This is a genomic window from Lishizhenia sp. (assembly GCF_033720595.1).
Lineage (GTDB): Bacteria > Bacteroidota > Bacteroidia > Flavobacteriales_D > Crocinitomicaceae > Lishizhenia.
Genome location: NZ_JAWWCF010000001.1, coordinates 25,020 through 50,107 on the forward strand (window position 1 = coordinate 25,020; position 25,088 = coordinate 50,107).

Sequence of the window (25,088 nt, forward strand, 5' to 3'; positions counted from 1 at the left end):
TTATTTAAGTTCTAACCAGAAATGAACTTCCTTCTTCGCATCTCTCCAATAAATGACTATGTGACGCAATTTTACACCGCTAGTAAATACCGTTTGCCGGGTAAACTTTTTACGCATCCTTGAAACTCTAAATTGAGTAGTGTAGTACTTACTTTACTTACAGGTTGTTGTAGGTGATAAGCTAATTCATCGATGCTTTGTTCATTGTTTTCTCGCAGTAAGTCAACGATGTTTTGCTCTTCATCATTGAGTTCTAGAAAGAGAGGAATTTGAACTGTTTTTCCCGACTCCTTTTTCCAATTCATAAGATAAAACAAATCGTCTGAGGAGCTTATAAGATGAGCTTTTTGTAAGCGTATAAGTTTATTACAGCCCTTGGAGTACGTCTTGTTCACATCTCCCGGAAAAGCAAAAACATCTCTGTTGTAATCGTTGGCTAAGTATGCTGTGATTAGCGACCCTCCCTTTTCACCACTTTCTACAACAATGGTAGCATCGCACATACCCGCAACAATTCTATTTCGCGTGGGAAAGTTTTCTCTATCGGGTTTCGTTCCGGGTAGAAACTCTGTAAGCACTCCACCTTTGGCCTGCATTTGCTGGGCTGTGCTTTTATGTATGGCCGGGTAAATTCTATCTAGTCCATGACCCAGTACACCAATAGTGGATACGCCATAATGGACACATTGTTTGTGTGCATGTATATCTATGCCATAAGCCAAGCCCGAGATAACTTGAATTTGGTGCTCAGCAAATTTTTCTATCAGCTCATCCACAAGCATTTTGCCATATTGGCTCGCATTTCTAGTCCCTACAATTGCAACAGTTTTGGGATAATCAAAATTCAAATTTCCTTTGCCAAAAAAGGAGCAAGGGAGCATCTCCGCAATGTTTTAATCTGCGCGGGTAGTTCGGTGCCAAATAGTTAAAAGTGGAAACATCTTGTCGGGTTAAAAAAGGGAGGTAAGCTTCCGCGTCATGCAAGGCTTGTTTGCGGTTAATTTTCTGAATTAATTTTTCGCTCACGCCTTCTAATTGGGTAAGTTGGGTTTTGCTCATACTGTAAAACTGATCTATACCCCCGCTGTAAGCTATGAGGTTTTTGGCGGTTTTAATTCCCACGCCCTTCATAAATTGAAAGCCGAGGAATAATTTCAATTCTTCTTTTGTCATGTCGATTAGGTTGATAAAACATTGCTGCTTCTTTTAAAGATAACGAAAGTTCACCAAGCATCAAAAACTAATTCCTTTATCTTTGAAGCCAATCCAAAAAACAACAACAATGAAAGTGCTGGGTGTAATTCCTTCTCGATATGGTTCAAGTAGATTTCCGGGAAAACCTTTGTTAGACATCAAAGGGAAATCGATGATACAACGGGTGTACGAAGGAGCGAAGCAATCTACCTTGTTGGATGAGCTAGTTGTAGCTACCGATGATCAACGCATAGTAGATGAGGTAGAAGCTTTTGGAGGAAAAGTAATGATGACTGCCGACTACCATCCCAGTGGAACAGACCGATGCGCAGAGGTAGCAGCTCAATATGCTGATTTTGATGTTGTGATCAATATTCAAGGGGACGAACCTCTGGTAAACCCTAAACAACTGGATGCTCTATTATCAGTGTTTAAAGATGAAGAGGTGGAAATTGCCACATTAGCAAGCAGAAATATTTCTACAGAAGATATCGCAAACCCGAACCGCATTAAGTTGGTTTGTAATGCCAAAGCGGAAGCGTTGTATTTTTCAAGATCTGCTATTCCAAATCAACACCACGCTAATAAAGATGCCCTTAAGGATTTTCCTTTTTACAAGCATATAGGACTGTATGCCTATAGAAGTGAAGTGCTGTTGCAATTGACACAATTAAAACCTAGTCTTTTAGAGCAAGTGGAGTCTTTAGAACAACTCAGATGGATGTATTATGGCTATAAAATAAAGGTGGTAGAAACTGATATTGAGACCCCAAACATAGACACACCCGAAGATTTGGAAAAAGTATTGCAATTTTTAGAAGAATAGCGCAACATTTTTCCTTTGAGACCGTAGACATTCTACTCCAAATTGAGTATTTTTGTTAGGAATGAAGCAGGTAAACGAGGCGATAGCAGAACTATTATTAAGACACAATTGTGTAATCATCCCCAATTTTGGTGGATTCATTGCCAATGTGCTTAATGCTCAGATAGATTTAAATCAAGGAAGAATAGAGGCTCCTAAAAAAGCCCTCACATTTAACACAAACCTGATCAATAACGATGGTTTATTGGCCAACCATTTGGCACATAAAAACCAGTTAAGTTTTGAGCAGGCAAGTACTACTATTCAAGAGGAAGTAGTTACTTGGAAACAACAGTTAAAACAAGGGGAACGCGTAGAAATAGAACGTGTTGGTTTCTTGTATTTCGACAAAGAACAGAACCTTAATTTTGAGCAAGATAGATGTTTTAACTTGCTGATGTCTTCTTACGGTTTAAGTGATGTGAACTTTGTTCAACACGCCAAAGAAGAGAAAGCTGCCCCAGTAATCACTGCTCAACAACAAACACAAGAAGAGACAGAGGAAAAAACACCAATTATTGCAATTGGTAAAGCAGAAGAAATTAAACCTGCGGCAGTGCAAGAAGCGCAAGAACCAGTGCGTCGTAAAAAGACCTTTTGGAAATATGCAGCAGCTGCAGCGTTCATTCCTATTGCATTTTACTCTTATTGGATTCCAACTCAAACGGATGTTTTACAATCAGGTGTTGTATTGAAGGGCGATTTTAATCCTTTCATTCAGCCAGAAGTAAAACAATATGACCCTGCGAATACTCCGGTCTTGGAAGTAGAACCTATAGAAGAAGAGAAGTCATTAGAACAAATAATGGACGAACTTCCTGAAGGTGTACAAACCTATACTTTCCCTGTGGATGATTACTTCTACTTAACGGTGCGCAAAGATACTCCGGAGCAAGAGGTGATTGAAACTGAAAGTATTCCTGCCGCTGAAACAGAAAATGTTAAGAAGAGCTTTAGTCGCCATTTAATTGCTGGGTGTTTTACGGAGAAGGAAAATGCAGAAAGCTTGGTGAATACGTTAAAAGCTGATGGTTTAAACGCATATGTGTTGGATTATCACAAAGGTTTGTATCGCGTAACTGCTGCACAAAGTAACAGCAGAGAAGAAGCTTTATCACTTAAGAAGAAATTACAAGGATCAGGTGTAATTACTTGGTTACTTCATCTATAATAATTTAATGCTCCTTTTCGGAGCATTTTTTAATTCAATACATTTTATATGAAAAAATCTGTGTTAATGTTCGGTGCTTTGGCGCTAACATTTAATTCATTTAGTCAGAATTTCACAACAAACAGTGAAAAATCAGAATACAAATTTGAAGAAGTTGCACATTTGGATGCAACACCCGTTCAATCTCAGGGATACACGGGAACCTGTTGGAGCTTTTCTGCACTTTCTTTCTTTGAATCAGAAATGATTAGAATGGGGAAGAAAGATGTACCTCAATTATCGGAGATGTATGTAGCGCGCAAGGCATACGAAGGAAAAGCAGAAAAATACATTCGTATGGATGGGAAAACCAACTTCTCTCAAGGAGGAGCTTTTCACGATATTCCATGGGTATTTAGAAACCACGGTTTGGTTCCTGCAGAAGTTTATGAAGGATTAAACTATGGAACAGACATGCACAACCACAGTGAAATGTTTGCGGGGTTAGAAGGTTTTGTAAAGGGAATCATGTCTTCTGTAAGTTCTAGAGGATTAACAAGTTCTTGGAAATCTGGTTTTACAGCTATATTGGATGCTTATTTAGGAGAAGACCCTAAAAACTTCACCTATAATGGAAAAGAGTATACGCCACGTACATTTGCAGATGAGACAGGTTTAAACATGGATGATTATGTATCGTTAACTTCATTTACGAACCACCCATTGAATCAAAAATGTTTCTTAGCAATTCAAGATAACTGGGCTTGGGGAAGCTCTTACAACGTTAGCTTAGAAGATTTAGTAAGCGCTACCGAAGATGCCTTAGAAAATGGGTATACTGTAGCATGGGGAGCTGATGTTTCTGAGAAAGGATTTTCTTTCAGAGATGGATTAGCAATTGTTCCTGCAGATGAGTCTACCATTCAGGTAAGAGGGAAAGACAATAGAAATTATTCTGATGCTGGAGCAGAGAAAATTTCTAACGCTTTCATGACACCTGTAGAAGAAAAAGAAATTACTGCAGAATTGCGTCAAAAAGGTTACGATAATAAAACAACTACAGACGATCACGGTATGCACATTACTGGTTTGTATAAAGAAGCGAACGGAACTCCTTATTTCTTGGTGAAAAATAGCTGGGGAACAGGGAATTATCCAGAAGGTTATTTATATGTGTCTGCCAATTACTTTAAATGGAAAACAATCAATGTTTACCTACATAAAGATGCATTGTCTAAGGAGATGAAAAAGAAACTAAATTTATAAGTTTCGTTCAACTAACATTATTAAAAGCCTTCCTTCGGGGAGGCTTTTTTGCGTAAAGGGCCCGTATAGTTTGTATTTGTGGAAGCTAAATCAATATTCGGTTTTGTGTGTAACTAATAATGTCGTAAATTGCATATAACAACTAAACGTATTGATTATGCAACGATTAACTCCAGCAGAGGAGAAGGTTATGCTTAAATTATGGCGCCTAGAGGTGGCCGTAGTTAAGGATATCTTGGAGCTTTATGAAAAGCCACGGCCTTCGTACAACACAGTTTCTACCATTGTGCGTATCCTCGAAAAGAAAAAATTTATTGAACACAAAAAGAAAGGAAGAGGATATATCTATATGCCTCGTGTTACACAATCTGATTATAGTGAGTACTTGATTTCTTTCTTAAAAGCAAATTACTTTGATAACGATGTAGAAAAGTTTAAAGCAGCCATCGTTTAAAGCAATGTTACACACATTTACAGAAACTGATGGCCAGTATTATAATACCGCCATCAATTAAACCTGAGTAAAAAAGCTCAGGTTTATTTTTTGTAGTAAGTTGTATTAAAATAGCCTGATAAATGAGGGCTATCATTAACACTACTTGCTGCAAGATTCCATCACTCAAAAAGGTAAATATACACCCTGAAGCCAACAAAGTAATCAAGGCTATTTTCTTAGCAATATTTACCCCAAAGACTTGAGGAACAGTTTTACTTGTGGGGTCGTCATAATTTAAATCCCTAATATCAAATGGAACGGTAATAGCTAAAATATAGAGGTAAAAGGCTGCACCAAAAAGGAAACTTTTCCAGGTTAATAATTCTTCATTCAATGCTGGGAAAATACAAGTAGAACTCACCCAAACTAAGGCGATGAGGTGTATTTTAACATGTGGTATTTCTCTCAAGTTTTTCAAATTACCCAATTTTAGTGCATAGAAAATCGAAATCAATGCCAGGGGGATAAGAAAGAGAAAAGAGTGAAAATTATATAGGTGAAAAAAGTAGGTCCAAAAGCAAATGAGACAACTTAGAATACTTAGAAAGTAGAGTAGTCGCGTGTTTTGTTTTAACCATAGTAAACGACCACTGTCCCAATCTTTGTTGTCTTGGCTCCTTTTGATTATACGTTGAACGTTATAAGTAAGTAGTGTGGCAGAAAAAACAAAAAGAGCGTAATAACCAGCCCTTTTAATTTCTTGTTGTAGACAGAAGGCATAACTCATACTTGCCGCCGAAAGGCTTACCAGAATATTGGAATATACTATGAAGCGTATGCTTTTCAAAATTCTATTTCTTTGCTTTGGCCAAAGCTATCTAAAGTATCTAGTTCAACATCATAATTTGGCTTGAATTTTACTTGAATAAGTCCATGGAAAAAGATAGTGTCTAAGGTATAATAACCCAGAATGAATAAAAAGACACTTTTTAATTCACCTGAGGTCGAAAGGAAAATGAAAAAGACAAGGAGTGTTAACAATGCTCCGGCAGTATGTAGAATGAAGGTGTACATGTGTAAGCCTAGCTTTGTGTTCTCTTTCTTTAATTTCTGATGTATGAGAATCAGAAATAGTATTATGAATGGCGAGGAAGTGATTAGGGCTATTAAGGCGACAAACAAACCCGCACCTATCCCGTCTAACCTTCCAGTAACAGGAATTGCAATAAATATAGAGCTTACCAAACAAGCAAGGTAAGCCATTAGAAAGTGACGGGTCTTCAGGTTTTGCTTTTTCATACTAGCAAGATAATCAATCAGAAAGTACGGAAAAAGAAAAAGGACCAGTTACCTGATCCTTTTCGTATGCTTTTGTGAGGAATTAACAAAATTGTTTGTACGCCTCTTTTAAATTTTCAGCAATCATTTCAGCAGTTCCACCTTCGATGTGGTGTCTTTCTAAAAAGTGTACCAACTTACCATCTTTAAACAATGCGATAGATGGAGATGATGGAGGGTAAGGCAAGAAATATTTTCTTGCTTGGTTAGTAGCTTCACCGTCTACTCCCGCAAAAACTGTTGTTAATGCGTCTGGTTTTTTATCACCTTCAATAGATAATTTCACACCTGGTCTCATGTTACCAGCTGCACATCCACATACAGAGTTTACAACTACTAATAAACTTCCTTCGCTTCCGTTTATTTTATTGTCTACCTCTTCTGCTGTAGTTAATTGTTCAAATCCAACTGAAGTTAAATCTTCTTTCATTGGAGCAACTAATTCTGGAGGATACATATTTTTCGTTTTTAATTTTTTACAAAGATAGTAAGCATCTTTAGATATGGGCAAGAAATAACTGTCGAGTGAAATACAAGACCTCTGTTCTAGAGTTCGCCGGCTTCTTGTTTTCTAAATCTTTTGTGAAAACGTTGAATATTAACCTCGTCTATTAAATCTGCTCCTTCAAAAATATGTTGTAATAGGTGTTCGCTTAAATAAGGAGCTAACATATATCCTTTTGTGCCCAAACCGTTAAAAATGAATAAGTCTTTGTGCTTTGGGTGCTCTCCCAAGAAAGGTCTTCGGTCGGGAGAAGTCGGCCTTATTCCAGTAATGTGTTCATTAATGGTGAATTCTGCTGTAGAATTGATGGCGTATTTCTCTAAAAGCTCTTGTTTCTTGCTTTCTGTTGGTGTTAAATCTGTAGTGTTCCAATCGAAGGTTGCCCCCAATTTAAAATGTTTGTCGCCTACGGGTAAAACAAAACATTTACGGTTTAATATTTCATCCTCTCTTAATTCGTTAGAGCTGATGTCTAATAATTCTCCTTTGGTTTGACCCAAGGGCAAATAATTGAACCACGGGTTTTCCTTTCCTTTATAACCTTCTGCGAAAAGAATCTTGTCATAAGACTCTCCTTGGTAAGTTTTGGTTTCAATGTTTAAATCTTCGTAAGAAATTGATGCATACTTGAGGAGACCTTTTTCTTCAAAATATTGACGGTTGGCACGTAAAAAAGTAGCACTGTGAATGTAGCCACCTTTAAGCACGTATCCTTGTCCAAAAGTGTCTTTCGCATAACTAGGATGAGGTCGAACATCCAATTGAACGTAATGTTTGTAATTATCATCCTCGCTTCTTTCTTTCCATAAATTGGCTTCGTCCTCAGAAGAGAATAATCGGCGAATAGGAATATGATGGAAAAACTTTTCTTGTGTCTTTTCCTCTAAATCTCTGTAAAATGTATTGAGGTAAGGAATTAATGTGTCGGCTTGCCAGCTTTTTAACATGCGACGAAATACGAAAGGGTTAATCATACCCGCAGCAACGCGTGTACTGTGATTCTCTTGTTCCGTTAGAATTAAGAAATCAACACCTTTTTGTTCTAATTGATGTCCTAAACTGAGTCCAGCAACACCACCACCAATAATCAATACTTTCATACGAGATCAAAAGTAAACAATCTCCTAAAGTGGAGCTTAACTCTCATCAGTTTTTGAGTTGATTATTGTGCATAGGCCAAGGTGTAAATACTGAGGGTAATCCCGGGAACATTTTCTTTAAGAAGGAGAGCGCAAGCTTCCAAGGTAGCACCGGTGGTAAGGACATCATCTACCAATAAGATATGTTTATGGACAATTGTTTCTTCGTTTTGTAACTGAAATACCTTTGCGACATTGTCTATTCTTTCGGCCCTCGATTTTTTAGTTTGAGAACTGTTGTGTTTTCTCTTGATGAGAACATTTTCGTAAATGGGAATCTCGAGTATTTCGCTTAACCCTTGTGCAAGCAATAAACTTTGGTTGTAGCCCCTTTTGAAATGCTTTTTATTGTGTAAGGAAACGGGAATGATTCCGTCAAATGCTTCGAAATGAGGTGAAGCTTTCCATTTATGTGCCATGAGTTGCCCCATGTAAATCGCCAAGCTTTTTCCATGATTGTATTTGATTTGATGTAAAATACTTTGGGTACTCGAATGACTTTTAAAATAGAGCAGCGACAGCACAAGATTTAAATAAACTCTTCCGTAAAAAATTTCATTGATATAAGCGTTTTTTCCTTGCTGTTCGAAGTGGGTAAATCTTAGGTTGTTATGACATTCAATGCATAAGCAATTTTGTTGAGAAGGCAGGTCTTTTTCGCATACAAAACAACGGTTTGGAAACGGAATTGACAGGATAGCTTGACCTATTTTCGTAACTTGATAATATAGCTTATTAAATTGAGACAAAAGGTGGTTTTTTAGTTTAAATCTTTAAACAAGGTGATGTTGGAAAATATACTTAAAAATTTCCTAAGATTTTGATTGATAAGTCATTAATTTTATAAAAAGTTCGTCAAGATTCGGTTTTACTGGGCTTCTAAAGACAGAAAAAATTTCCAAGGAAATCAGATTGATTTTATGTGAATATCTTTTGAGTTGATGTTGATAATCCGGTTTCCTTCCACAAGTCAAGGGTTTACAATCTTCAATGTGGATAAAGTTGGAAAATTGTGAATTTCTTTAATTGATTGATGTCAAAAATTTAGCAACATTTGTACACGCCTCAAATGAATGACTGATTCGAGAAATTCTTTCCACAATTTAGAGGACAAAGTAAAGTTTTAAGACGAATAAAACAGGGCAAACAAGAGTTGTTTGCTTATAGATAAATATTGCACTAAAAAAGGTTAAACAAATGGCACAAAATGAACCAATTTTAGAGGAAAACAAGGACAGATTCGTTCTATTCCCAATTAAACATGACGACATTTGGTCGTTCTACAAAAAAGCTGAAGCAAGTTTTTGGACTGCTGAGGAAATCGATTTATCTCCAGACTTAATCGACTGGGAAAACAAGTTGAATGACGACGAGCGTCACTTCATCAAACACGTGTTAGCATTCTTTGCAGCATCAGATGGGATAGTTAACGAAAATTTAGCTGAAAACTTTGTTGCTGAAGTGCAATATACAGAGGCTAAGTTTTTCTATGGTTTCCAAATTGCCATGGAGAACATCCACTCAGAAACGTATTCATTATTAATAGATACATACATAAAAGATTCTAAAGAAAAGAATCAACTGTTCAACGCAATCGAAACAATGGATTGTGTACGTAAGAAAGCAGACTGGGCTTTGCGTTGGATAGACGAAGGGAATTTTGCTGAGCGTTTAATCGCATTTGCAGCAGTAGAGGGTATATTCTTTTCAGGATCATTTTGTTCTATCTTTTGGTTGAAGAAAAGAGGCTTAATGCCAGGATTATCTTTCTCAAATGAGTTGATCTCAAGAGATGAAGGGTTACACTGTGATTTTGCTTGTTTATTATACAACAACCACTTGAATAACAAACTTTCAACTGACACGGTTAAGAGTATCATCTTAGACGCAGTTGAAATTGAAAAAGAATTTATTCTTGAATCTCTTCCTGTTCGATTAATCGGGATGAACTCTGAATTGATGTCGCAATATATTGAGTTCGTTGCTGATAGATTACTTGCAGAATTAGGATGTGAAAAAGTATTTAATGTATCAAATCCGTTTGATTTCATGGATATGATTTCTATCCAAGGGAAAACTAACTTCTTCGAGAAGCGAGTAGGAGAGTACCAAAAAGCAGGAGTAATGTCAGGAAATGAGGGTCAATCATTCTCTATGGATGAAGACTTTTAAGAACCAATTATTGAGAAACACCAAAAACACGCGCCCATGTACGTTATAAAGAGAGACGGAAGAAAAGAGCCGATTAAATTCGACAAAATTACTGCCCGTATTATTAAGCTTTGTTATGGATTAGACCCATTAGTATCACCAGAAGGTGTAGCTATGAAGGTTATTGAAGGAATCTATGACGGGGTAACCACTACTGAATTAGATAACTTAGCGGCTGAAGTTGCAGCAGCTAAAACTATCGATCACCCAGATTATGCCTTATTAGCATCACGTATTTCTGTATCTAACTTGCACAAGAAGACGAAGAAAACCTTCTCTGAGGCAATGGAAGATTTGTACAGATACATTGATCCTAAGACAGGTGAAAACGCTGCTTTGTTAGCCGATGACGTTTACGACGTTATTATGGAAAACAAAGACAGATTAGACTCAAGTATCATTTACGATAGAGATTTCCGTTACGATTACTTCGGTTTCAAAACTTTGGAAAGATCTTACTTATTAAAGTTAAATGGTGAGATTGCTGAACGTCCTCAACACATGTTGATGCGTGTATCAGTAGGTATCCACAAACACGATATCGAAGCTGCAATCAAAACGTACAACTTGATGTCTGAAGGTTGGTTTACACATGCTACACCAACATTATTTAACGCCGGAACTCCAAAACCGCAAATGTCTTCTTGTTTCTTATTAACAATGAAAGAAGATAGCATCAGCGGTATCTACGACACTTTACAATCATGCGCGCAAATCTCTCAAAGTGCTGGTGGAATTGGATTGGCTATTCACGATATTAGAGCAAAAGGTTCTTATATAAAAGGAACAAACGGTACTTCTAACGGTATTGTTCCAATGTTACGTGTGTTTAATGACACTGCACGTTATGTAGACCAAGGTGGAGGAAAACGTAAAGGTTCTTTCGCAATGTACTTGGAACCATGGCACGCAGATGTGTTTGACTTCTTAGACTTGAAGAAAAACCACGGTAAGGAAGAGCAAAGAGCAAGAGATTTATTCTACGCACTTTGGATTCCAGACTTGTTCATGAAACGTGTAGAAGAAAACGGACAATGGACCTTAATGTGTCCTCACGAATGTCCAGGTCTTTCTGAAACTTACGGTGATGAGTTCGAAGCACTTTACACAAAGTACGAATCAGAAGGAAAAGGAAGAAAAACAATCAAAGCACAAGATCTTTGGTTTAAGATTTTAGAATCGCAAATTGAAACAGGTACACCTTACATGTTGTACAAAGATGCTGCGAACAAGAAGTCTAACCAACAGAATTTAGGTACGATTAAGTCGTCTAACTTGTGTACTGAAATTATAGAATACACTGCACCGGATGAGGTTGCTGTATGTAACTTGGCTTCTTTGGCATTGCCGAAGTATGTTGAGGATGGGAAATTTAACCACGATAAATTATTCGAGGTGACTTACCAAGCAGCAGTGAACTTAAATAGAATTATCGACGGAAATTACTACCCAGTACCAGAAGCTGAGAATTCTAACTTACGTCACAGACCAATTGGTTTAGGTGTTCAAGGTTTGGCAGATACGTACATTTTAATGCGTTACCCATTCGATTCTCCAGAAGCAAAACAATTGAACAAGGAGATTTTTGAAACGATTTACTACGCGGCAATGACTGCTTCTAAGGACTTGGCGAAAGTAGAAGGACCTTACCAAACAATCGAAGGTTCTCCAGTTTCAAAAGGAATTTTCCAATTCGATATGTGGGGTGTTACTCCATCAGACAGATGGGAATGGGATGTGTTGAAAGAAGAAGTAAAAGAGCACGGTGTACGTAACTCATTGTTGTTAGCACCAATGCCAACAGCTTCAACTGCACAAATCTTAGGAAACAACGAATGTTTTGAGCCATATACTTCTAACATTTACACAAGAAGAGTATTATCAGGTGAGTTTATTATCGTAAACAAGCACTTGTTAAGAGACTTGGTAAAAGAAGGTATCTGGAACAACGAAATGCGTCAGAAATTGATGGCGTCTAATGGATCTGTTCAAAACATTTCTGAGATTCCACAAGAGTTGAAAGACCTTTACAAAACAGCTTGGGAATTGTCTCAAAAAGAGATCATCGAGCAAGCTGCAGATAGAGGAGCTTACATCTGTCAATCTCAATCGTTGAATGTATTTATGGAGAACGCTAACTTCGGTAAGTTAACTTCTATGCACTTCTTCGGATGGAAACAAGGATTGAAAACAGGAATGTACTACTTGAGAACGAAAGCAGCTACGGATGCAATTAAGTTTACAGTAGACAAAACAATAACAGCTGACAAAGTAGTAGCTAAAACGGAAGAAGAAAGACAAGCAGAAATCGCATGTTCTTTAGATGATCCGGATAACTGCGAAATGTGTTCAGGATGATACGTTAGCATCCAGGACGCATTCGGCGAAGCCACTTGTGTTTAGGATGATACGTTAGCGTCGAGAACACTTGCGTTTAAGATGATATCTGAGGAAAATGATAGGGTCGCTATCATGAGAATGAGCGGCATAACTCAAACTTGTGAGACCCAGTCATTTGAACAATACTGCGTATAGGTTAATAATTGTGCCGTTTTTATAAACCACGCAATGCAAACGCCCCATATTTTTGGGGCGTTTTTTTGTTCCATTAATTCATCTTCTATACTCCCTCCTCCTTCGCTAAACTTTTTTTGGCAAACTGCCGTGCCATCCATTTTAGTCCCTTCCTTTTCCCTAAGTCGCACAAAACCGCAAAACCACTTCCGCTGGTCGTGGCTTTTTACTTGTGCTTACTAAGGCAAACTTTCAGGGCGCTGCCATTGCTGTCACTGTTTGATATGGACCACATGAAATATTTTAAAAGAGAAACAACCTTAGGCTTTTAGAACGTATAAATTCGTTGAGAATAGTGCTTTTGTTTTAGTATTTTTGAGGAAAATCAGAACCAAATGAGATTAAAACTATTAGTAACCTGTTTGCTTGCAGCTGTTGGTAGTGCTGTAGGACAAAAGAAAACACTAGATCATTCCGTATACAACGATTGGAAGTCCGTCCGAAACACGGAAACTTCTAAAGATGGTAACTGGATTGCCTATCAGATAACACCGCACAGAGGAGACGGTACATTGTATTGGTATAACACTGTGAGTGGAACGCAAAATTCATTACTCCGTGGAGAGAACCCTCAATTTAATAGCAATAACTCATACTTAGTTGCTGGAATTAACCCAGGTTTTGATACCCTAAGAACCTTAGAATTGGAAGAGGTAAAAAGACCAGAATGGGTAAAAGATAGTATGGTTGTGGTTTGGTTGGAGTCAGATTCAATTCGCAAATTCGACAATGTTTCTTCGTATCAATTAAACGAGCGTAACGATTGGATGGCCTTCATGCGTACAGAAAATGTAGAACGTGAATTGAAGGAGAAAAGAAGGTTTTGGATTTTTGGTAAAAAGATAAAAGAAGAACCTGAGTTTACCAGCGAAGGGAAACAATTAAATGTGTACAACCCTGTTACAGGAGAAGAGCATATTATAGGAGATGTAAGTGATTACCGTTTTGGTAGAAATGGAAAATACTTAGTCTACACTAAGGCAATTAAAAAGAATGAAAAAGACAGCAGCTACCTTTTTGTATTTGACTTGAACAAAGGTGAGGAGTTTGCACAGTCAATGCCTTTTACAGCTTTGGGTCAATTTACCTTCGATTATGAAGGTGAGTTTATTGCCTTCTTAGCAAGTAGAGATACAGTAGAAGAAAACAAGCTATTCGATTTATACGAGTGGAATTTACAACAGGATGTTTTGACCAAAATTTTGGATACAAACAATGTATTATTGGAGGGTAAAACTGCCTCTAATTTTTCTGCACCGAGATATTCTAGAGATGGAAGCAAATTATACTTTGGTATTGCAGATATTCCTGAGCAAGAATCAGAGGATACATTGTTAGCATCAGAGAAAGCGACTCTTGATTTATGGCATTATAAGGATAAGCAATTACAACCGCAGCAGTTGTTGTACAAATCTTGGGAAGAGAGAAAAACATTTATGGTAGTTTACCACAGAGTAAATGCCAAGACTTTTACAGTATTAAGTAATGATACACTTGATGTACGTTTAATGGACCATGGAAATAGTGACATTGCTTTGGGAATGTCTAACGAAAGTTATGCTGGAACGTATAATTGGGAATACCCGTGGCCTTCGGATTATTATGCTGTGGATGTTAACACGGGTAACACGAAACTATTAGGGAAAAAGATTGGTTACGCATCTGGTTTGTCGCCTAAGGGAAATTACTTTTTGTATTTCGATACAACGGGTATTGTAATTAAGGACGTTAAGGCGGGAACAGAAAAATGTATTACCTGCATGGCACCTGGTGTAAATTGGTTGCAAGATATGAACGGAATGCCGGCAATGGCGGGACCTCTTGGAATAACAGGATATACGGAGGGTGAAAAAGCTATCATATTGAATTCAGAATTCGATGTATGGCACTATGATATTGCAGCCCATGATTTAAGAAGAATTACAGAAGGAAAGGAAAATAATATTCAATACCGTTTGAACGAATGGGAAAGAGATAGTACTTATTTAACTCCAGAAAATTCGTACATCAAAGCTTTTGATAAAGTAAGTAAAGCAGAAGGAGTATTCACGCTAAATTCTTTTGAAGAAGATGCACAGGTGAAGGAACAGTACTTTACAGATCACGCTATTGTTTATTTACACAAAGCGGAAGAAGGAGATGCTATCGTGTACAGAGAGATGTCAATCAAAGACTATCCAGATATTAAAGTAACGCGTGATAATTTTAAAACGACCACTCGAGTTTCTGTGGCAAACCCACAACAAGATGAGTACAACTGGGCTACGGTAGAGCAAGTAAATTGGACGAGTTATGCTGGAGATAGTTTGAATGGATTGTTGTACAAACCAGAGAACTACGATTCAACTAAAAACTACCCATTATTGGTGTATTATTATGAATTGTATTCGGATGAATTGCACAACCATTATGCTCCTCGTCCAACAGCTTCTATCATTTTTGCTACAGAATATGCATCTGCAGGATACATGGTATTTTTCCCAGATGTAAGGTACGAGGAAGGTCACCCAGCACAAAGTGCATACGACTGCATTATGAGTGGAACAGATAAAATTTTGGAGTTGTATCCAAATATAGACTCTACGCGTATGGGACTCCAAGGACAAAGTTGGGGAGGATATCAAACAGCTCAGCTGATTACGATGACCAATAGATATGCTGCAGCTATGGCAGGAGCACCGGTTTCTAATATGTTCTCTGCCTATGGAGGAATTCGTTGGGGTAGTGGTTTAAACCGTCAGTTCCAGTACGAGAAAACTCAATCGAGAATAGGGAAAACGATTTGGGAAGCACCAGAATTATATGTGGAAAACTCGCCTATCTTTCACTTACCAAACGTAGAAACTCCCGTGTTGATTATGCATAATGATAATGATGGAGCAGTTCCATGGTACCAAGGAATTGAAATGTTTGTTGGACTGAAAAGACTGGGTAAACCAGTTTGGATGTTGAATTACAACGGGGATGGACATAACCTTATGATCAATGCGAACCGTGTAGATTTAAGTATTCGTATGCGTCAATTCTTTGACTATTATCTCTTGGATGCTCCGGCTCCTGAATGGTTAATAGAAGGAATTCCTGCTGTGGATAAAGGAGAAGATTACAAATTAGGATTGGAAGAAGAATAAGAGTTTAATCTAAAAAATACATACTGAAAAAGGGTTTCTGAGAAGGGACCTTTTTTTTGTGGATAATCAGACGAAAGTTGTAGTTTTTGGGACCTTTTTAATACCCGTTTACATCCTCAACTATCCCCTCTACATCCTGTTCAATCATGCATTTAAAGTGTTTTTTTGGACATCCTTTATACCCTATTTTTGAACAAGGTCTACAGTTCAAATCCTTCACCTCATGTATGCTTACTAAACCGGGGTTTGCCGGCATGTATGCATACATCCCAAGATCGGGAACTGTATTTCCCCAAACTGAAACTATGGGCATGTTAAAAGCAGATGCGATGTGCATTAAGCCTGTGTCGTGGGTAAGAAGCACACTGGCTTGTTTTAAAACGCTAGCACTTTCTTGTAGGTTTAATTGACCACATAGATTGCGAAGGTCTTTCTCTGGGAGGGCTTGCACGAGTTGTTCACCTAGTTTTGTGTCTGTAGGACCCCCTAAAAGCACAATAGGACCATTAAGTTGCGCAATGATTTGCTTCAACTGTTCAAAAGGTAATCGTTTGGTAGCAAATTGGGCTCCAATAGCAATGGCTTTAAAGCTTTCTAAAGCGTAAGCATCTTTTATCTTAATTTCGTTTTCAGGTCGAATGAAAAAATCTAGGCCCTTTTGGTCGTTTTTAACTCCTAGTTCTAAAACAGCCTCAAAGTAACGATCAACGATGTGGAGCTGAGGCATTTTGTTGATCTTAAAATTGGTCAATAACCATTTCTCTATGTTGAGCTTAGGAAAGCTCGAGCTTTTTACTTTTAATTTGGAAATTAACCGCTTTGAACGGAGGTTTTTATGTAAGTCAACAATATGGGTATAACCTTCACTCCTTAAATGAGGAAGCACCTCGTTGATGTCTTTTTTAATTGTATAAAGCTTATCAATGTAGGGACTATCTATTAAAAGGTCCGTAAATTGAACTTTGCTTAAAAAGTGTATTTCGCTTTGTTCACCCAATTGTTCTTTCAAACAACGAACAATGGGAGAGGTTAAAACAATATCTCCAATAGAACTAAAACGAACTACAAGTACCTTCATGAATCTAGAACAATTTTAAGCGACTTTTACGGATAGACTCTCTAAAGTCATCTAATTTTTCAGAGTTGTTTTTTCCTGTAAATCGTCTCATAAATTTAAAGTGACCTTTTGCATTTTTCCAGTCAAACTCATCTTCGAAGATAGGCACAATGGCAAAGAAATAGATATCCTCATTTTCTATAGGAGCCAATTGTTGTTCTAACAAGATAGGATCTGTTAAAATGAAATGATTTTGCTTCATAGTAGCAGAGATAGGATTTCCTTCTCTATTCGCTTTGAAAGTATGCCCCGCGTTGTAGTAGGTGTCATTATCTCTCAAATGTTTGGCCAAGCGTTGTATGGCGGGGAAAACCCAATTCATGTTTGGGTTCTCTATGTCTTCCCATTCCCAGTAACTGGGTAAACAGAAGTAGAGTTCGCAGTGTTTTCTGTCCTTGTATTTTTCCGGAACGGGCATATCTTTTTGCGCCAATCCATTGGTCATTATTACCGTAACGGGAGTCTGTAACTCCAGCTCTAGCATGAGCAAAGAAACTTCGTCTTCAGTTTTAGCTTCGTAAGGAATTACTCTTCCTTCACCGAAGCGATTGATCATTTCTTGTTCTACAATCGTCATGCTTATTGTATTGATTTATCCAAAGCCATCCAAAATGCCTCATGGGAAGGAACACATCCGTTTTCTATCATTTCGAAAACTTCAATTTCTCTTTCTTTGCTGTAGGCTTTTTTATGCTTAAAGAATTGTAATTGTTGTGCCTTCGTACTTAAACTTTCATGAATAGACTCCGGAGTTGAAAGGTCTACTTCAGCTTCTGGAGATTTTGGATTAATTCCAATTAATTCTATTTCTTCTTTAGTGCATTTAAACACGAGTAGGCTGTCTTTAGCACGCATTTCTAAAAACTTCATCTTTTCCATTACTTTCTGAAAAACGGTATCAGAAAATATGGCCACTAACTCTTCTGCTTTTGCACTGTTTTTTTCATTCATCTCAAGCCACTCTTCATTGCTTACTCCATTGGCAATCAAGAAGTGCTTAAAATCCTCGTCAAAAGCTGCTCTTTCTTCCTGGTTTAATAAACGAAATTTCATGCTGCGAAGTTAAGAAATGCAGGTGATGTTCCTTGCTTTTATACGTAAATAGTTCATCTATACGGCAAAATGTCAATAGGTTTTTGTTTTCCTTCGGTCATCTTCGTGTTGAAATCTGACAAATAAGCTTTGCCTCGATGCGCTTTATGGTTTGAATCGCCTAAATAATTGTTATTTTTGAATTCAAAATAATTAGTAACTATGGGATGTTCCAGTTGTAGCAGCGGAGGAGGTACTCCGAGAGGCTGTCAAAACAATGGAACTTGTAGTTCTGGTGGATGCAATAAACTTGGCGTTTTTAACTGGTTGGCAAATATGCAATTGCCTGCTGGTCAGAGCCAATATGATATAATTGAAGTAAGATTCAAAAATAGCCGTAAAGGTTTTTATAGAAATGTAAAGGACTTATCGTTACAAGTTGGCGATGTAGTTGTTGTAGAAGGTAGCCCAGGTTTTGACATTGGAGTGGTGTCGATAGTGGGTGAACTTACCAGGATACAAGTTCAAAAGAAAGCGCCAAATATGAAGGCGCACGAAGCAAAGAAGATTTATCGCATTGCGAATCAGGAAGATATCGACAAGTGGATGGAAGCAAGAAACCTTGAGAAAGAGGTGATGCACCAAGCCCGAGAATTGGCGATTAACCTAAATTTAGAGATGAAAATCTCAGATGTGGAATATCAAGGGGACTTAACAAAAGCCACTTTTTATTACACAGCAGATCAACGTGTCGATTTTAGACAGTTGATAAAAGATATGGCGGAGGCATTCAAAATTAGAATTGAAATGCGTCAGATTGGAGCTCGTCAGGAAGCAGCTCGATTAGGTGGAATAGGTTCTTGTGGTAGAGAATTGTGTTGTTCTACGTGGTTAACAGATTTTAGATCTGTATCTACTAGTGCGGCGCGTTACCAACAATTATCATTGAACCCGCAAAAGTTGGCTGGACAATGTGGTAAACTAAAATGTTGTTTAAACTACGAGTTAGACATGTACTTAGACAGCATTAAAAAGTTTCCTAAACCAGATACGCGTTTGTACACCGAAAAAGGTTCTGCCATACACGTAAAAACAGATGTGTTTAAACGTTTGATGTGGTATGCTTATGAAGGTGAGGCAGGTGTAGGATCAGGATTAATTCCTTTATCGCCTGAGCGTGTTGAAGAAATCGTTGAACTCAACAAGAAAAGAGAGAAACCGGCAGATTTAAAAGACTTTGAAGAACAAATCAAGGTGGAGCCAGATTACTCTAATGTGGTTGGACAAGATGATTTAGACAGGTTTGAGCACGTGTTTAAGCGCAGAAAGAAAAAGCGTAAAAAACCAGGAGGAAGACCGGCAGCTAAGAAGGCAGAAGCACAGAAAACAAGCAACAAACCAGCAGCCAAGCAAGAAGCAAAAGCTGAAGGAAATAAGCCAAAGCCAACGCGTAAACCTCGTCCGCAAAATGCGAAAGGTAAGCCGCGTAAGCCGAAGCCTCAGAATGCAGCAAAAAACACCCAGAACCCAAAAGAGGTGAAGGGTGGGAATAAGCCAAAACCGAAAGGGCCAAAGCCAGAGCAAAAGGCAAAAACGGAGAAAAAACCAGTTAAAGGACCTAAAGCTGAAGGTCAACCAAAAGCTGCTCCAAAGAAGAATTTCAAGAAGAGAAAACCACGTCCGCAGGGCGGAAATAAACCACAAGCCAAGAAAGATGGTGAATAAAATTGTGATGATATTAGGCTTAGGAATTCTCCTCGCATCTTGCGGGGAGCGTCCTATGTTTGATAACAGTTATTCTTTTGAAAATAGAGCCTGGAACCAGCAAGAAAAAGCAGTGTTCCACGTAGATGTTACAGATACTTTAACGCCTTATTATTTCGATGTGCAATTGCGTACAACCACAGATTATGCTTTTAGTAATTTGTGGGTAATGGTGAATATTACAGCACCAGACAGTACAACATCTAAACAGGCGGTGAAAGTGAATATTGCAGATGACAAAGGCAAATGGATAGGTACAAAATCTGGATCGTTGGTAAGTAGCGCTATGCGTTTTAGTGCCCAACAATTTCCATTGAAAGGAAACTATTCATTTGAAATAGAACAAGCCACAAATCAGCAAGAAATAAAAGAAATTGTTGATGTAGGAATACGCATTATAGCGAAGGAAAAGTAAAACTGCCCCAGATTGCAGCGGTAGCTTGCCCTAGCAAACATTTAGAAGCATTACAAGAAAAGGTACGACCACAGGAAGTGCCTTTTTTTGTATCCTGCTACTTGATGTTGGATAGGGTAACTTTAGCGGAAAGCGGGTACCCAAGTTACTTGGGGTAGGCAGCCTAAAGATTATTTACAAGTTTTTCATCAATTCCCTGTCTTTCGAGTTTACCTCAACAGGCGGACAACGATTCGGGTCTTTTTTGAATAACCAAACGAATTTTAATTTAATAAGTAGCGGCTGATAAGTACTCGAATACCACTCTAATGAAGGGTTTCCTGTTCTCCATTCGTAAATTTCCATGATGGGCATTCGTACTCCAGGAATAATGAAAAATCCACCATTTATTTTAAAACCGTAGCCAATTTCGTAGTTTAACTGTGATACCAAATCATTTTGGAAGAATTGAGTTTGCGGTAAACTGCTCCCAACATAGTCCATATTTCCACCACTTACGCGAAAATCTAGGTTAACCCCTAAGGCGTGATCAATAAAGTTGCGCGGGTTAATTTGGAAAACATTGTGAACGCCGAAACGCGCAAAAGCATAACCTAAGTTAAAGTCGCCCGATCCAAATTCTGAAGTTACAACATCCCCAGAATTGTCGAGTAAATCTATTTGTAATTCCTCTTTACCACCAAAATATTTGTAGCCCAAAGACCAATCGTAATACTGTATAAATTTGCGGGGACGTTTGGTAATGTGTACCATCCCGATTTCTCCGTAAACACCAAGTTTTCCTGCAGGATCAAACTGATATAAAGCAGGTCGTCCTCCTAGCGTTGTTTCTCGCTGCGGCACCTCTAAATTGGTTAACAAATAAGTAGGGCCTACCGCGATTTGTATACCATGACGCAGATAATCTCCAGTTACCCAACGGTAAAGCGGCTTGTGTAAACGCTGATTTCCAAAATGCTGTTTACGCTTTTTCTTTTGCTTATACATTTGGGCTGAACCATTGAAGGCCAGCAAAGACATTAATACAAAAACAAGAACTCTCATACTAGAATAATTCATGATAACGAATGGGTTACACACAAAGGTAAGGATAGATGTTAGAGCAGCAGAAGGTGAACTAGAAAAACTTATAGACACTTATTATTTGATAAGCTTTGGGGGTATGTGCTTCCTTTGCAATACAGCCCACCGGGCCATACACTATAATCCTCCCACAACACCTGTAAAAGTAGGGCGCGCACTAAGCTTCTTGGGTCGCTTTGTGCACGTGTACTTTTGATATAGGTGTTGCGCTGCGGGTTGCCGTTGCTGTCCCTTACCCTACACCCAGAAAAGGAGAGTTAGAAATAAAATAAATTTGTGGGATCGCAATGAATCTTTTATTTTTTCGGTATGAAATTATACCACTGTATATTTCTACTGCTAATTATATTACTTACTACTAGTTTCTCTACAAAGAAACATTTTCCGAAAGCTCTCTATGTAGAGCTTGTTATACCCCTAAATGATAGTGTTGCTCCGAGAGCGGAAGGTTTGGTGTTGATGGATTCTGTTTTATATTATTCCAACAGTGCCTTAACAAGTTCTTACTTGGCCAAGTCTTTTCGCTGTTATGAAAAGGATTTTAGCTCCTCGTTTGCCTACTATCAGGGAATTTGTAGATCAGACATAGAAGTACTCAGTAATTATTTTAGAGAGGAGAAAGACAAGAAGAAAGATCGAAAACCGAATGTACACAAGTTACGTGTCTGTAATTCCTTTGGGACCTTAAGTTTAGAGGTGAAATCTGCAGGACAGATAAAGAAGATTGTTAAAAATATTCAGAAGTTAAAAGGACTATCTGCTCGTACGAAAAAGATGTTTTCCTCTTGGGATGCATTAGAAGCGTGTAAATAGTTTACGATAGTTATGTTCATAAAAAAGGCTTCCGTTGCGGGAAGCCTTTTACTATTTGATGTAAGATTTACAGTAATTCTAACATTTTGTCCATTACCTCTGGTTTGTCCCAGTTTTCGTGGATGTTATCCATCTGCATTACTTTTTCCATGATTCTATTTTTCTCTTCACCACCTTTAAGGGCTTGTGAGTAAGGAATATGACTAAAGGTTACCTCAGAGTATAGTGGCATCCATTTGTCTGGATGTAATTTAGCAAACTTCTTTTCAATTTTCTTACGCAATAAGAAATCTGGATCTCCAGATAAATCGCGCATTTCAATGTAATTGTACAAAGCCAGATCTGCTATAGCATCAGCATCTGGTTTACGAGTAGTACTGAAAGTTTCGAATAATTTATCCCAATCTCCTTCCATCTCATTGTACATGTTGTGGAATACAGTACAATCTTCGAAACCAGAGTTCATTCCCTGTCCGTAGAAAGGAACAATAGCGTGAGAAGCATCTCCTAAAATCAATACTTTATCATCGTAGTTCCATGGACTACATCTTACCGTAACTAAAGTAGAAGTTGGATTCTCGAAGTAATCTTCTACCAAGGTTGGCATGTGAGGTACAGCGTCTGGGAAAGTCTTCTGGAAGAAGTCCATTACTTGCTCCTCTGTTTTGATCGTATCAAACGAAAGCTCTCCTTTCATTGGGAAGAACAGCGTACATGTGAAGCTCCCATCCATATTTGGAAGTGCAATCATCATGAATTCACCTCTTGGCCATATGTGTAAAGCATCGTTAGCGATACGGTGTGTTCCATCCTCATTCGGCGGAATAACCAATTCTTTGTATCCGTGAGAAAGGTATTCTTGCGAATAGTTGAACATTGGAGTTTTTTGCAAACGCGAACGTACTGCAGAGAATGCTCCATCTGTTCCAAAAATTTGGTCGTAAGTATATTCTTCTTTCTTGTTCTCCTCTGTATTTAGAAAAGAGATAGTGTTTGATTTTAAATCAATGTCTAAACACTTTCTGTTGAAACGGTAAGTAATGTTTGGGTAATCATCCGCCAAATTCATGAGCTTCTGATTTAAACCTCCACGCGATACAGAGTAGATTGCTTCTCCGTTTAATCCGTAAGGAAGGTCAGATAAATTCCCTTCAACATCGTGCATTTTTCTACCGTACATCGGTAAAGACATTTTCTTAATTTCATCTGAAATGCCAGCTAATTCTAAAGCTCTCCAACCTCTATCTGATAAAGCTAAATTGATAGACCTTCCACCAATCTCATCCGCCTTACGCAAATCGGGTCTACGTTCGAACACATCCACTTGGTAGCCTTTTTTTGCCATTAAGATGGCTTGTAAGCTTCCCACTAAACCTGCTCCTACTATTGCAATTTTTTTCATAGTTCTATAGTCAAAGATGTTTTACAAACATCCATTGTTTATTTTCTCCACTTTGTTTCGTAGCGTTCACGTGAAAACATATTGTCAGCACGCTTTGCTTTTTTTCTGTTGTGTACAGCGGCCATTCCACGCCAAACTACGATACCAAAAATCAATACAGCAATGGCCTGTACAATAATTTCTATGTATTCAGCCTCATTGTTAATTGCCCCAGAAAACCGGGTTTGTATCAATTCTTGGATATTCATTTTACTGTATACTTTCTTCTAAAATTCTTCCGAAGTTGAATACGTCTTCGTAAGTGTTGTATAAAGGAGCTGGAGCAACACGAATTACGTTCGGTTCTCTCCAATCGGCAACTACACCTCTTTCTGTCATGGCATCAAACAAAGCTTTTCCTTGTCCGTGCGCTAAAATAGAAAGCTGAGCTCCTCTCTTTGTTTTATCTCGAGGTGTAATAATTTCGAAAGTAGCGTTTTCGTTACGTGCAGAAATCTCATCGATAACAAACTCTAAGTAAGCTGTTAAATCATCGCGTTTCGCACATAGTTTCTCCATTCCTACTTCGTCGAAAATATCTAAAGACGCAAGGTGAGCAGCCATTCCTAAAACAGGAGCATTACTCAACTGCCATCCTTCTGCACCTTTCATAGGGTTGAAACCAGGTTCCATTTGGAAACGCGTTTCTTTATCATATCCCCACCATCCCGCGAAACGTGGCAATTCTGGTTTGTACTCATGACGTTCATGCACGAAAATTCCAGAAACTCCACCTGGAGAAGAGTTTAAGTATTTGTAAGTACACCAAGCGGCAAAATCTACTCCCCAATCGTGTAACTTTAAATGAATGTTACCTGCAGCGTGTGCTAAATCGAAACCACAGATGGCACCAACAGCATGCGCTTTTTCAGTGATGGTTTTCATGTCGAACAACTGTCCAGTATAGTAGTTTACACCACCAATCATAACTAAAGCAAGCTCATCACCAACTTCTTCGATTTTTGCATAGATATCTTCTTCTCTGATCAAGTGTTCACCTTCACGAGGTGCAACCTCCACCAAGTCCGTTTGTGGATCTAATCCATGGAATTTAACTTGAGACTCCAAAGCGTATTGGTCAGATGGGAAAGCTTTTGCCTCACAAATGATTTTCTTACGCTTACCTTCTGGACGGTAAAAACTTACCATCAAAAGGTGAAGGTTTGTAGTTAATGAGTGTGTTATCACGACCTCTTTAGGAAGAGCACCCACTACTTTAGCTGCTTTTTCTGTTAAGAACTCATGGTATTCGAACCAAGGCTTTTCAGCGTAGAAGTGACCTTCAACACCCCACTTAGCCCAATCGTTAAGTTCTCTTTCTATGTATTCTTTGGTTGTTTTGGGTTGTAGCCCAAGAGAGTTCCCAGTAAAGTAAACCACATCCTCACGGAAGTTTGGAATGTAGAATTGGGTTCTGTATTTATTTAATTCGTCTTTCGCGTCTTTCTCTCTCGCAAATTCTAAGCTATTCGTATAGTTCGTCATTGTATTTTATGTTCTTCAAGAATGGCTTGCAATTTAACAAAAAAGAAGGTTTTATCAAGTGATATATGTCAATATGATGGGGGTGTGAAATCCTTAATACTCCAATTTAGTCGGTAGAATTGCAGAGAC

General features: G+C 38.2%; 24 protein-coding genes. 10 read left to right on the forward strand and 14 right to left on the reverse strand.

What is annotated here, in order from left to right:
* Positions 1 to 71: 71 nt before the first annotated feature.
* Positions 72 to 881, reverse strand: a complete 810-nt coding sequence (dprA, locus tag R3333_RS00120) for a DNA-processing protein DprA (RefSeq protein WP_318956538.1) — start codon at positions 879 to 881, stop codon at positions 72 to 74.
* Positions 838 to 1,173 (reverse strand): helix-hairpin-helix domain-containing protein, encoded by a 336-nt coding sequence (locus tag R3333_RS00125; RefSeq protein WP_318956539.1) that lies wholly within the window; start codon positions 1,171 to 1,173, stop codon positions 838 to 840. Before R3333_RS00125 ends, dprA begins: the two co-directional genes overlap by 44 nt.
* Before the next feature lie 109 nt (positions 1,174 to 1,282).
* On the opposite strand from R3333_RS00125, the gene kdsB reads away from it, so the two are divergent.
* The 4 genes from kdsB to R3333_RS00145 all read left to right on the forward strand — a co-directional run bounded on the left by kdsB (position 1,283) and on the right by R3333_RS00145 (position 4,929).
* Positions 1,283 to 2,020, forward strand: a complete 738-nt coding sequence (gene kdsB, locus R3333_RS00130; RefSeq protein WP_318956540.1) for a 3-deoxy-manno-octulosonate cytidylyltransferase — start codon at positions 1,283 to 1,285, stop codon at positions 2,018 to 2,020.
* A gap of 61 nt (positions 2,021 to 2,081) precedes the next feature.
* Positions 2,082 to 3,230: an SPOR domain-containing protein gene (locus tag R3333_RS00135; RefSeq protein WP_318956565.1), complete on the forward strand. Its 1,149-nt coding sequence runs from the start codon at positions 2,082 to 2,084 to the stop codon at positions 3,228 to 3,230.
* Positions 3,231 to 3,278: 48 nt separating this feature from the next.
* Positions 3,279 to 4,475 (forward strand): aminopeptidase C, encoded by a 1,197-nt coding sequence (locus tag R3333_RS00140; RefSeq protein ID WP_318956541.1) that lies wholly within the window; start codon positions 3,279 to 3,281, stop codon positions 4,473 to 4,475.
* A gap of 157 nt (positions 4,476 to 4,632) precedes the next feature.
* On the forward strand, positions 4,633 to 4,929 hold the full coding sequence (locus R3333_RS00145; protein ID WP_318956542.1) for a BlaI/MecI/CopY family transcriptional regulator: 297 nt from the start codon (positions 4,633 to 4,635) through the stop codon (positions 4,927 to 4,929).
* 7 nt (positions 4,930 to 4,936) lie between these two features.
* Here the strand turns inward: R3333_RS00145 and R3333_RS00150 are convergent, their stop codons facing one another.
* The 5 genes from R3333_RS00150 to R3333_RS00170 all read right to left on the reverse strand — a co-directional run bounded on the left by R3333_RS00150 (position 4,937) and on the right by R3333_RS00170 (position 8,417).
* The gene (locus R3333_RS00150; protein ID WP_318956543.1) at positions 4,937 to 5,389 is read right to left on the reverse strand and encodes a hypothetical protein; all 453 of its coding nucleotides are present in this window, start codon (positions 5,387 to 5,389) and stop codon (positions 4,937 to 4,939) included.
* A 365-nt stretch (positions 5,390 to 5,754) separates the two neighbouring features.
* A complete protein-coding gene (locus R3333_RS00155) occupies positions 5,755 to 6,210 on the reverse strand; it encodes a hypothetical protein (RefSeq protein WP_318956544.1) in 456 nt (151 codons plus the stop codon).
* Between the two features lie 82 nt (positions 6,211 to 6,292).
* The gene (locus R3333_RS00160; protein WP_318956545.1) at positions 6,293 to 6,706 is read right to left on the reverse strand and encodes a BrxA/BrxB family bacilliredoxin; all 414 of its coding nucleotides are present in this window, start codon (positions 6,704 to 6,706) and stop codon (positions 6,293 to 6,295) included.
* A gap of 89 nt (positions 6,707 to 6,795) precedes the next feature.
* On the reverse strand, positions 6,796 to 7,854 hold the full coding sequence (locus R3333_RS00165; RefSeq protein ID WP_318956546.1) for an FAD-dependent oxidoreductase: 1,059 nt from the start codon (positions 7,852 to 7,854) through the stop codon (positions 6,796 to 6,798).
* A gap of 62 nt (positions 7,855 to 7,916) precedes the next feature.
* Positions 7,917 to 8,417 (reverse strand): ComF family protein, encoded by a 501-nt coding sequence (locus R3333_RS00170; RefSeq protein ID WP_318956547.1) that lies wholly within the window; start codon positions 8,415 to 8,417, stop codon positions 7,917 to 7,919.
* A 673-nt stretch (positions 8,418 to 9,090) separates the two neighbouring features.
* Here R3333_RS00170 and R3333_RS00175 point away from each other — a divergent pair.
* From R3333_RS00175 to R3333_RS00185, 3 genes are all read left to right on the forward strand, one after another.
* The gene (locus R3333_RS00175; protein WP_318956548.1) at positions 9,091 to 10,065 is read left to right on the forward strand and encodes a ribonucleoside-diphosphate reductase small subunit; all 975 of its coding nucleotides are present in this window, start codon (positions 9,091 to 9,093) and stop codon (positions 10,063 to 10,065) included.
* Between the two features lie 36 nt (positions 10,066 to 10,101).
* Positions 10,102 to 12,462, forward strand: a complete 2,361-nt coding sequence (locus R3333_RS00180; RefSeq protein WP_318956549.1) for a ribonucleoside-diphosphate reductase subunit alpha — start codon at positions 10,102 to 10,104, stop codon at positions 12,460 to 12,462.
* Positions 12,463 to 13,013: 551 nt separating this feature from the next.
* On the forward strand, positions 13,014 to 15,809 hold the full coding sequence (locus R3333_RS00185; protein ID WP_318956550.1) for an alpha/beta hydrolase family protein: 2,796 nt from the start codon (positions 13,014 to 13,016) through the stop codon (positions 15,807 to 15,809).
* A 97-nt stretch (positions 15,810 to 15,906) separates the two neighbouring features.
* Here R3333_RS00185 and R3333_RS00190 read toward each other — a convergent pair whose 3' ends face one another.
* Genes R3333_RS00190 through R3333_RS00200 form a run of 3 tightly spaced genes read right to left on the reverse strand, consistent with a single transcriptional unit; the run spans position 15,907 to position 17,979 of the window.
* The gene (locus R3333_RS00190) at positions 15,907 to 16,887 is read right to left on the reverse strand and encodes a glycosyltransferase family 9 protein (protein WP_318956551.1); all 981 of its coding nucleotides are present in this window, start codon (positions 16,885 to 16,887) and stop codon (positions 15,907 to 15,909) included.
* 4 nt (positions 16,888 to 16,891) lie between these two features.
* Entirely contained in the window at positions 16,892 to 17,503 is a 612-nt protein-coding gene (locus R3333_RS00195; protein ID WP_318956552.1) for a suppressor of fused domain protein, read from the reverse strand.
* Positions 17,504 to 17,505: 2 nt separating this feature from the next.
* Positions 17,506 to 17,979 carry a DUF6495 family protein gene (locus R3333_RS00200; RefSeq protein ID WP_318956553.1) on the reverse strand — a complete coding sequence of 158 codons (474 nt, stop codon included), beginning with the start codon at positions 17,977 to 17,979 and terminating at the stop codon, positions 17,506 to 17,508.
* A 201-nt stretch (positions 17,980 to 18,180) separates the two neighbouring features.
* On the opposite strand from R3333_RS00200, the gene ricT reads away from it, so the two are divergent.
* Positions 18,181 to 19,683 (forward strand): regulatory iron-sulfur-containing complex subunit RicT, encoded by a 1,503-nt coding sequence (gene ricT, locus R3333_RS00205; RefSeq protein ID WP_318956554.1) that lies wholly within the window; start codon positions 18,181 to 18,183, stop codon positions 19,681 to 19,683.
* Entirely contained in the window at positions 19,673 to 20,137 is a 465-nt protein-coding gene (locus R3333_RS00210) for a gliding motility lipoprotein GldH (protein WP_318956555.1), read from the forward strand. The genes ricT and R3333_RS00210 overlap by 11 nt, the downstream gene beginning before the upstream one ends.
* A 174-nt stretch (positions 20,138 to 20,311) precedes the next feature.
* Here R3333_RS00210 and R3333_RS00215 read toward each other — a convergent pair whose 3' ends face one another.
* Positions 20,312 to 21,181, reverse strand: coding sequence for a hypothetical protein (locus tag R3333_RS00215; RefSeq protein WP_318956556.1), 870 nt, complete (start codon positions 21,179 to 21,181; stop codon positions 20,312 to 20,314).
* A 348-nt stretch (positions 21,182 to 21,529) separates the two neighbouring features.
* On the opposite strand from R3333_RS00215, the gene R3333_RS00220 reads away from it, so the two are divergent.
* Entirely contained in the window at positions 21,530 to 22,033 is a 504-nt protein-coding gene (locus tag R3333_RS00220; protein WP_318956557.1) for a hypothetical protein, read from the forward strand.
* Between the two features lie 67 nt (positions 22,034 to 22,100).
* On the opposite strand, the gene R3333_RS00225 is transcribed toward R3333_RS00220, so the two are convergent.
* Genes R3333_RS00225 through kynU form a run of 3 tightly spaced genes read right to left on the reverse strand, consistent with a single transcriptional unit; the run spans position 22,101 to position 24,959 of the window.
* Positions 22,101 to 23,435 carry an NAD(P)/FAD-dependent oxidoreductase gene (locus R3333_RS00225; protein ID WP_318956558.1) on the reverse strand — a complete coding sequence of 445 codons (1,335 nt, stop codon included), beginning with the start codon at positions 23,433 to 23,435 and terminating at the stop codon, positions 22,101 to 22,103.
* 38 nt (positions 23,436 to 23,473) lie between these two features.
* Positions 23,474 to 23,683: a hypothetical protein gene (locus R3333_RS00230; protein ID WP_318956559.1), complete on the reverse strand. Its 210-nt coding sequence runs from the start codon at positions 23,681 to 23,683 to the stop codon at positions 23,474 to 23,476.
* Between the two features lies 1 nt (position 23,684).
* Positions 23,685 to 24,959: a kynureninase gene (kynU, locus tag R3333_RS00235; RefSeq protein ID WP_318956560.1), complete on the reverse strand. Its 1,275-nt coding sequence runs from the start codon at positions 24,957 to 24,959 to the stop codon at positions 23,685 to 23,687.
* Positions 24,960 to 25,088: the final 129 nt, after the last annotated feature.

Excerpts from the sequence above, each read along its gene's own strand:
- dprA (WP_318956538.1), bottom strand. The coding sequence starts at position 881 with ATGCTCCCTTGCTCCTTTTTTGGCAAAGGAAATTTGAATTTTGATTAT.
- R3333_RS00125 (WP_318956539.1), bottom strand. The coding sequence starts at position 1,173 with ATGACAAAAGAAGAATTGAAATTATTCCTCGGCTTTCAATTTATGAAG.
- kdsB (WP_318956540.1), top strand. The coding sequence starts at position 1,283 with ATGAAAGTGCTGGGTGTAATTCCTTCTCGATATGGTTCAAGTAGATTT.
- R3333_RS00135 (WP_318956565.1), top strand. The coding sequence starts at position 2,082 with ATGAAGCAGGTAAACGAGGCGATAGCAGAACTATTATTAAGACACAAT.
- R3333_RS00140 (WP_318956541.1), top strand. The coding sequence starts at position 3,279 with ATGAAAAAATCTGTGTTAATGTTCGGTGCTTTGGCGCTAACATTTAAT.
- R3333_RS00145 (WP_318956542.1), top strand. The coding sequence starts at position 4,633 with ATGCAACGATTAACTCCAGCAGAGGAGAAGGTTATGCTTAAATTATGG.
- R3333_RS00155 (WP_318956544.1), bottom strand. The coding sequence starts at position 6,210 with ATGAAAAAGCAAAACCTGAAGACCCGTCACTTTCTAATGGCTTACCTT.
- R3333_RS00160 (WP_318956545.1), bottom strand. The coding sequence starts at position 6,706 with ATGTATCCTCCAGAATTAGTTGCTCCAATGAAAGAAGATTTAACTTCA.
- R3333_RS00165 (WP_318956546.1), bottom strand. The coding sequence starts at position 7,854 with ATGAAAGTATTGATTATTGGTGGTGGTGTTGCTGGACTCAGTTTAGGA.
- R3333_RS00175 (WP_318956548.1), top strand. The coding sequence starts at position 9,091 with ATGGCACAAAATGAACCAATTTTAGAGGAAAACAAGGACAGATTCGTT.
- R3333_RS00180 (WP_318956549.1), top strand. The coding sequence starts at position 10,102 with ATGTACGTTATAAAGAGAGACGGAAGAAAAGAGCCGATTAAATTCGAC.
- R3333_RS00185 (WP_318956550.1), top strand. The coding sequence starts at position 13,014 with ATGAGATTAAAACTATTAGTAACCTGTTTGCTTGCAGCTGTTGGTAGT.
- R3333_RS00190 (WP_318956551.1), bottom strand. The coding sequence starts at position 16,887 with ATGAAGGTACTTGTAGTTCGTTTTAGTTCTATTGGAGATATTGTTTTA.
- R3333_RS00195 (WP_318956552.1), bottom strand. The coding sequence starts at position 17,503 with ATGACGATTGTAGAACAAGAAATGATCAATCGCTTCGGTGAAGGAAGA.
- R3333_RS00200 (WP_318956553.1), bottom strand. The coding sequence starts at position 17,979 with ATGAAATTTCGTTTATTAAACCAGGAAGAAAGAGCAGCTTTTGACGAG.
- ricT (WP_318956554.1), top strand. The coding sequence starts at position 18,181 with ATGGGATGTTCCAGTTGTAGCAGCGGAGGAGGTACTCCGAGAGGCTGT.
- R3333_RS00210 (WP_318956555.1), top strand. The coding sequence starts at position 19,673 with ATGGTGAATAAAATTGTGATGATATTAGGCTTAGGAATTCTCCTCGCA.
- R3333_RS00215 (WP_318956556.1), bottom strand. The coding sequence starts at position 21,181 with ATGAGAGTTCTTGTTTTTGTATTAATGTCTTTGCTGGCCTTCAATGGT.
- R3333_RS00220 (WP_318956557.1), top strand. The coding sequence starts at position 21,530 with ATGAAATTATACCACTGTATATTTCTACTGCTAATTATATTACTTACT.
- R3333_RS00225 (WP_318956558.1), bottom strand. The coding sequence starts at position 23,435 with ATGAAAAAAATTGCAATAGTAGGAGCAGGTTTAGTGGGAAGCTTACAA.
- R3333_RS00230 (WP_318956559.1), bottom strand. The coding sequence starts at position 23,683 with ATGAATATCCAAGAATTGATACAAACCCGGTTTTCTGGGGCAATTAAC.
- kynU (WP_318956560.1), bottom strand. The coding sequence starts at position 24,959 with ATGACGAACTATACGAATAGCTTAGAATTTGCGAGAGAGAAAGACGCG.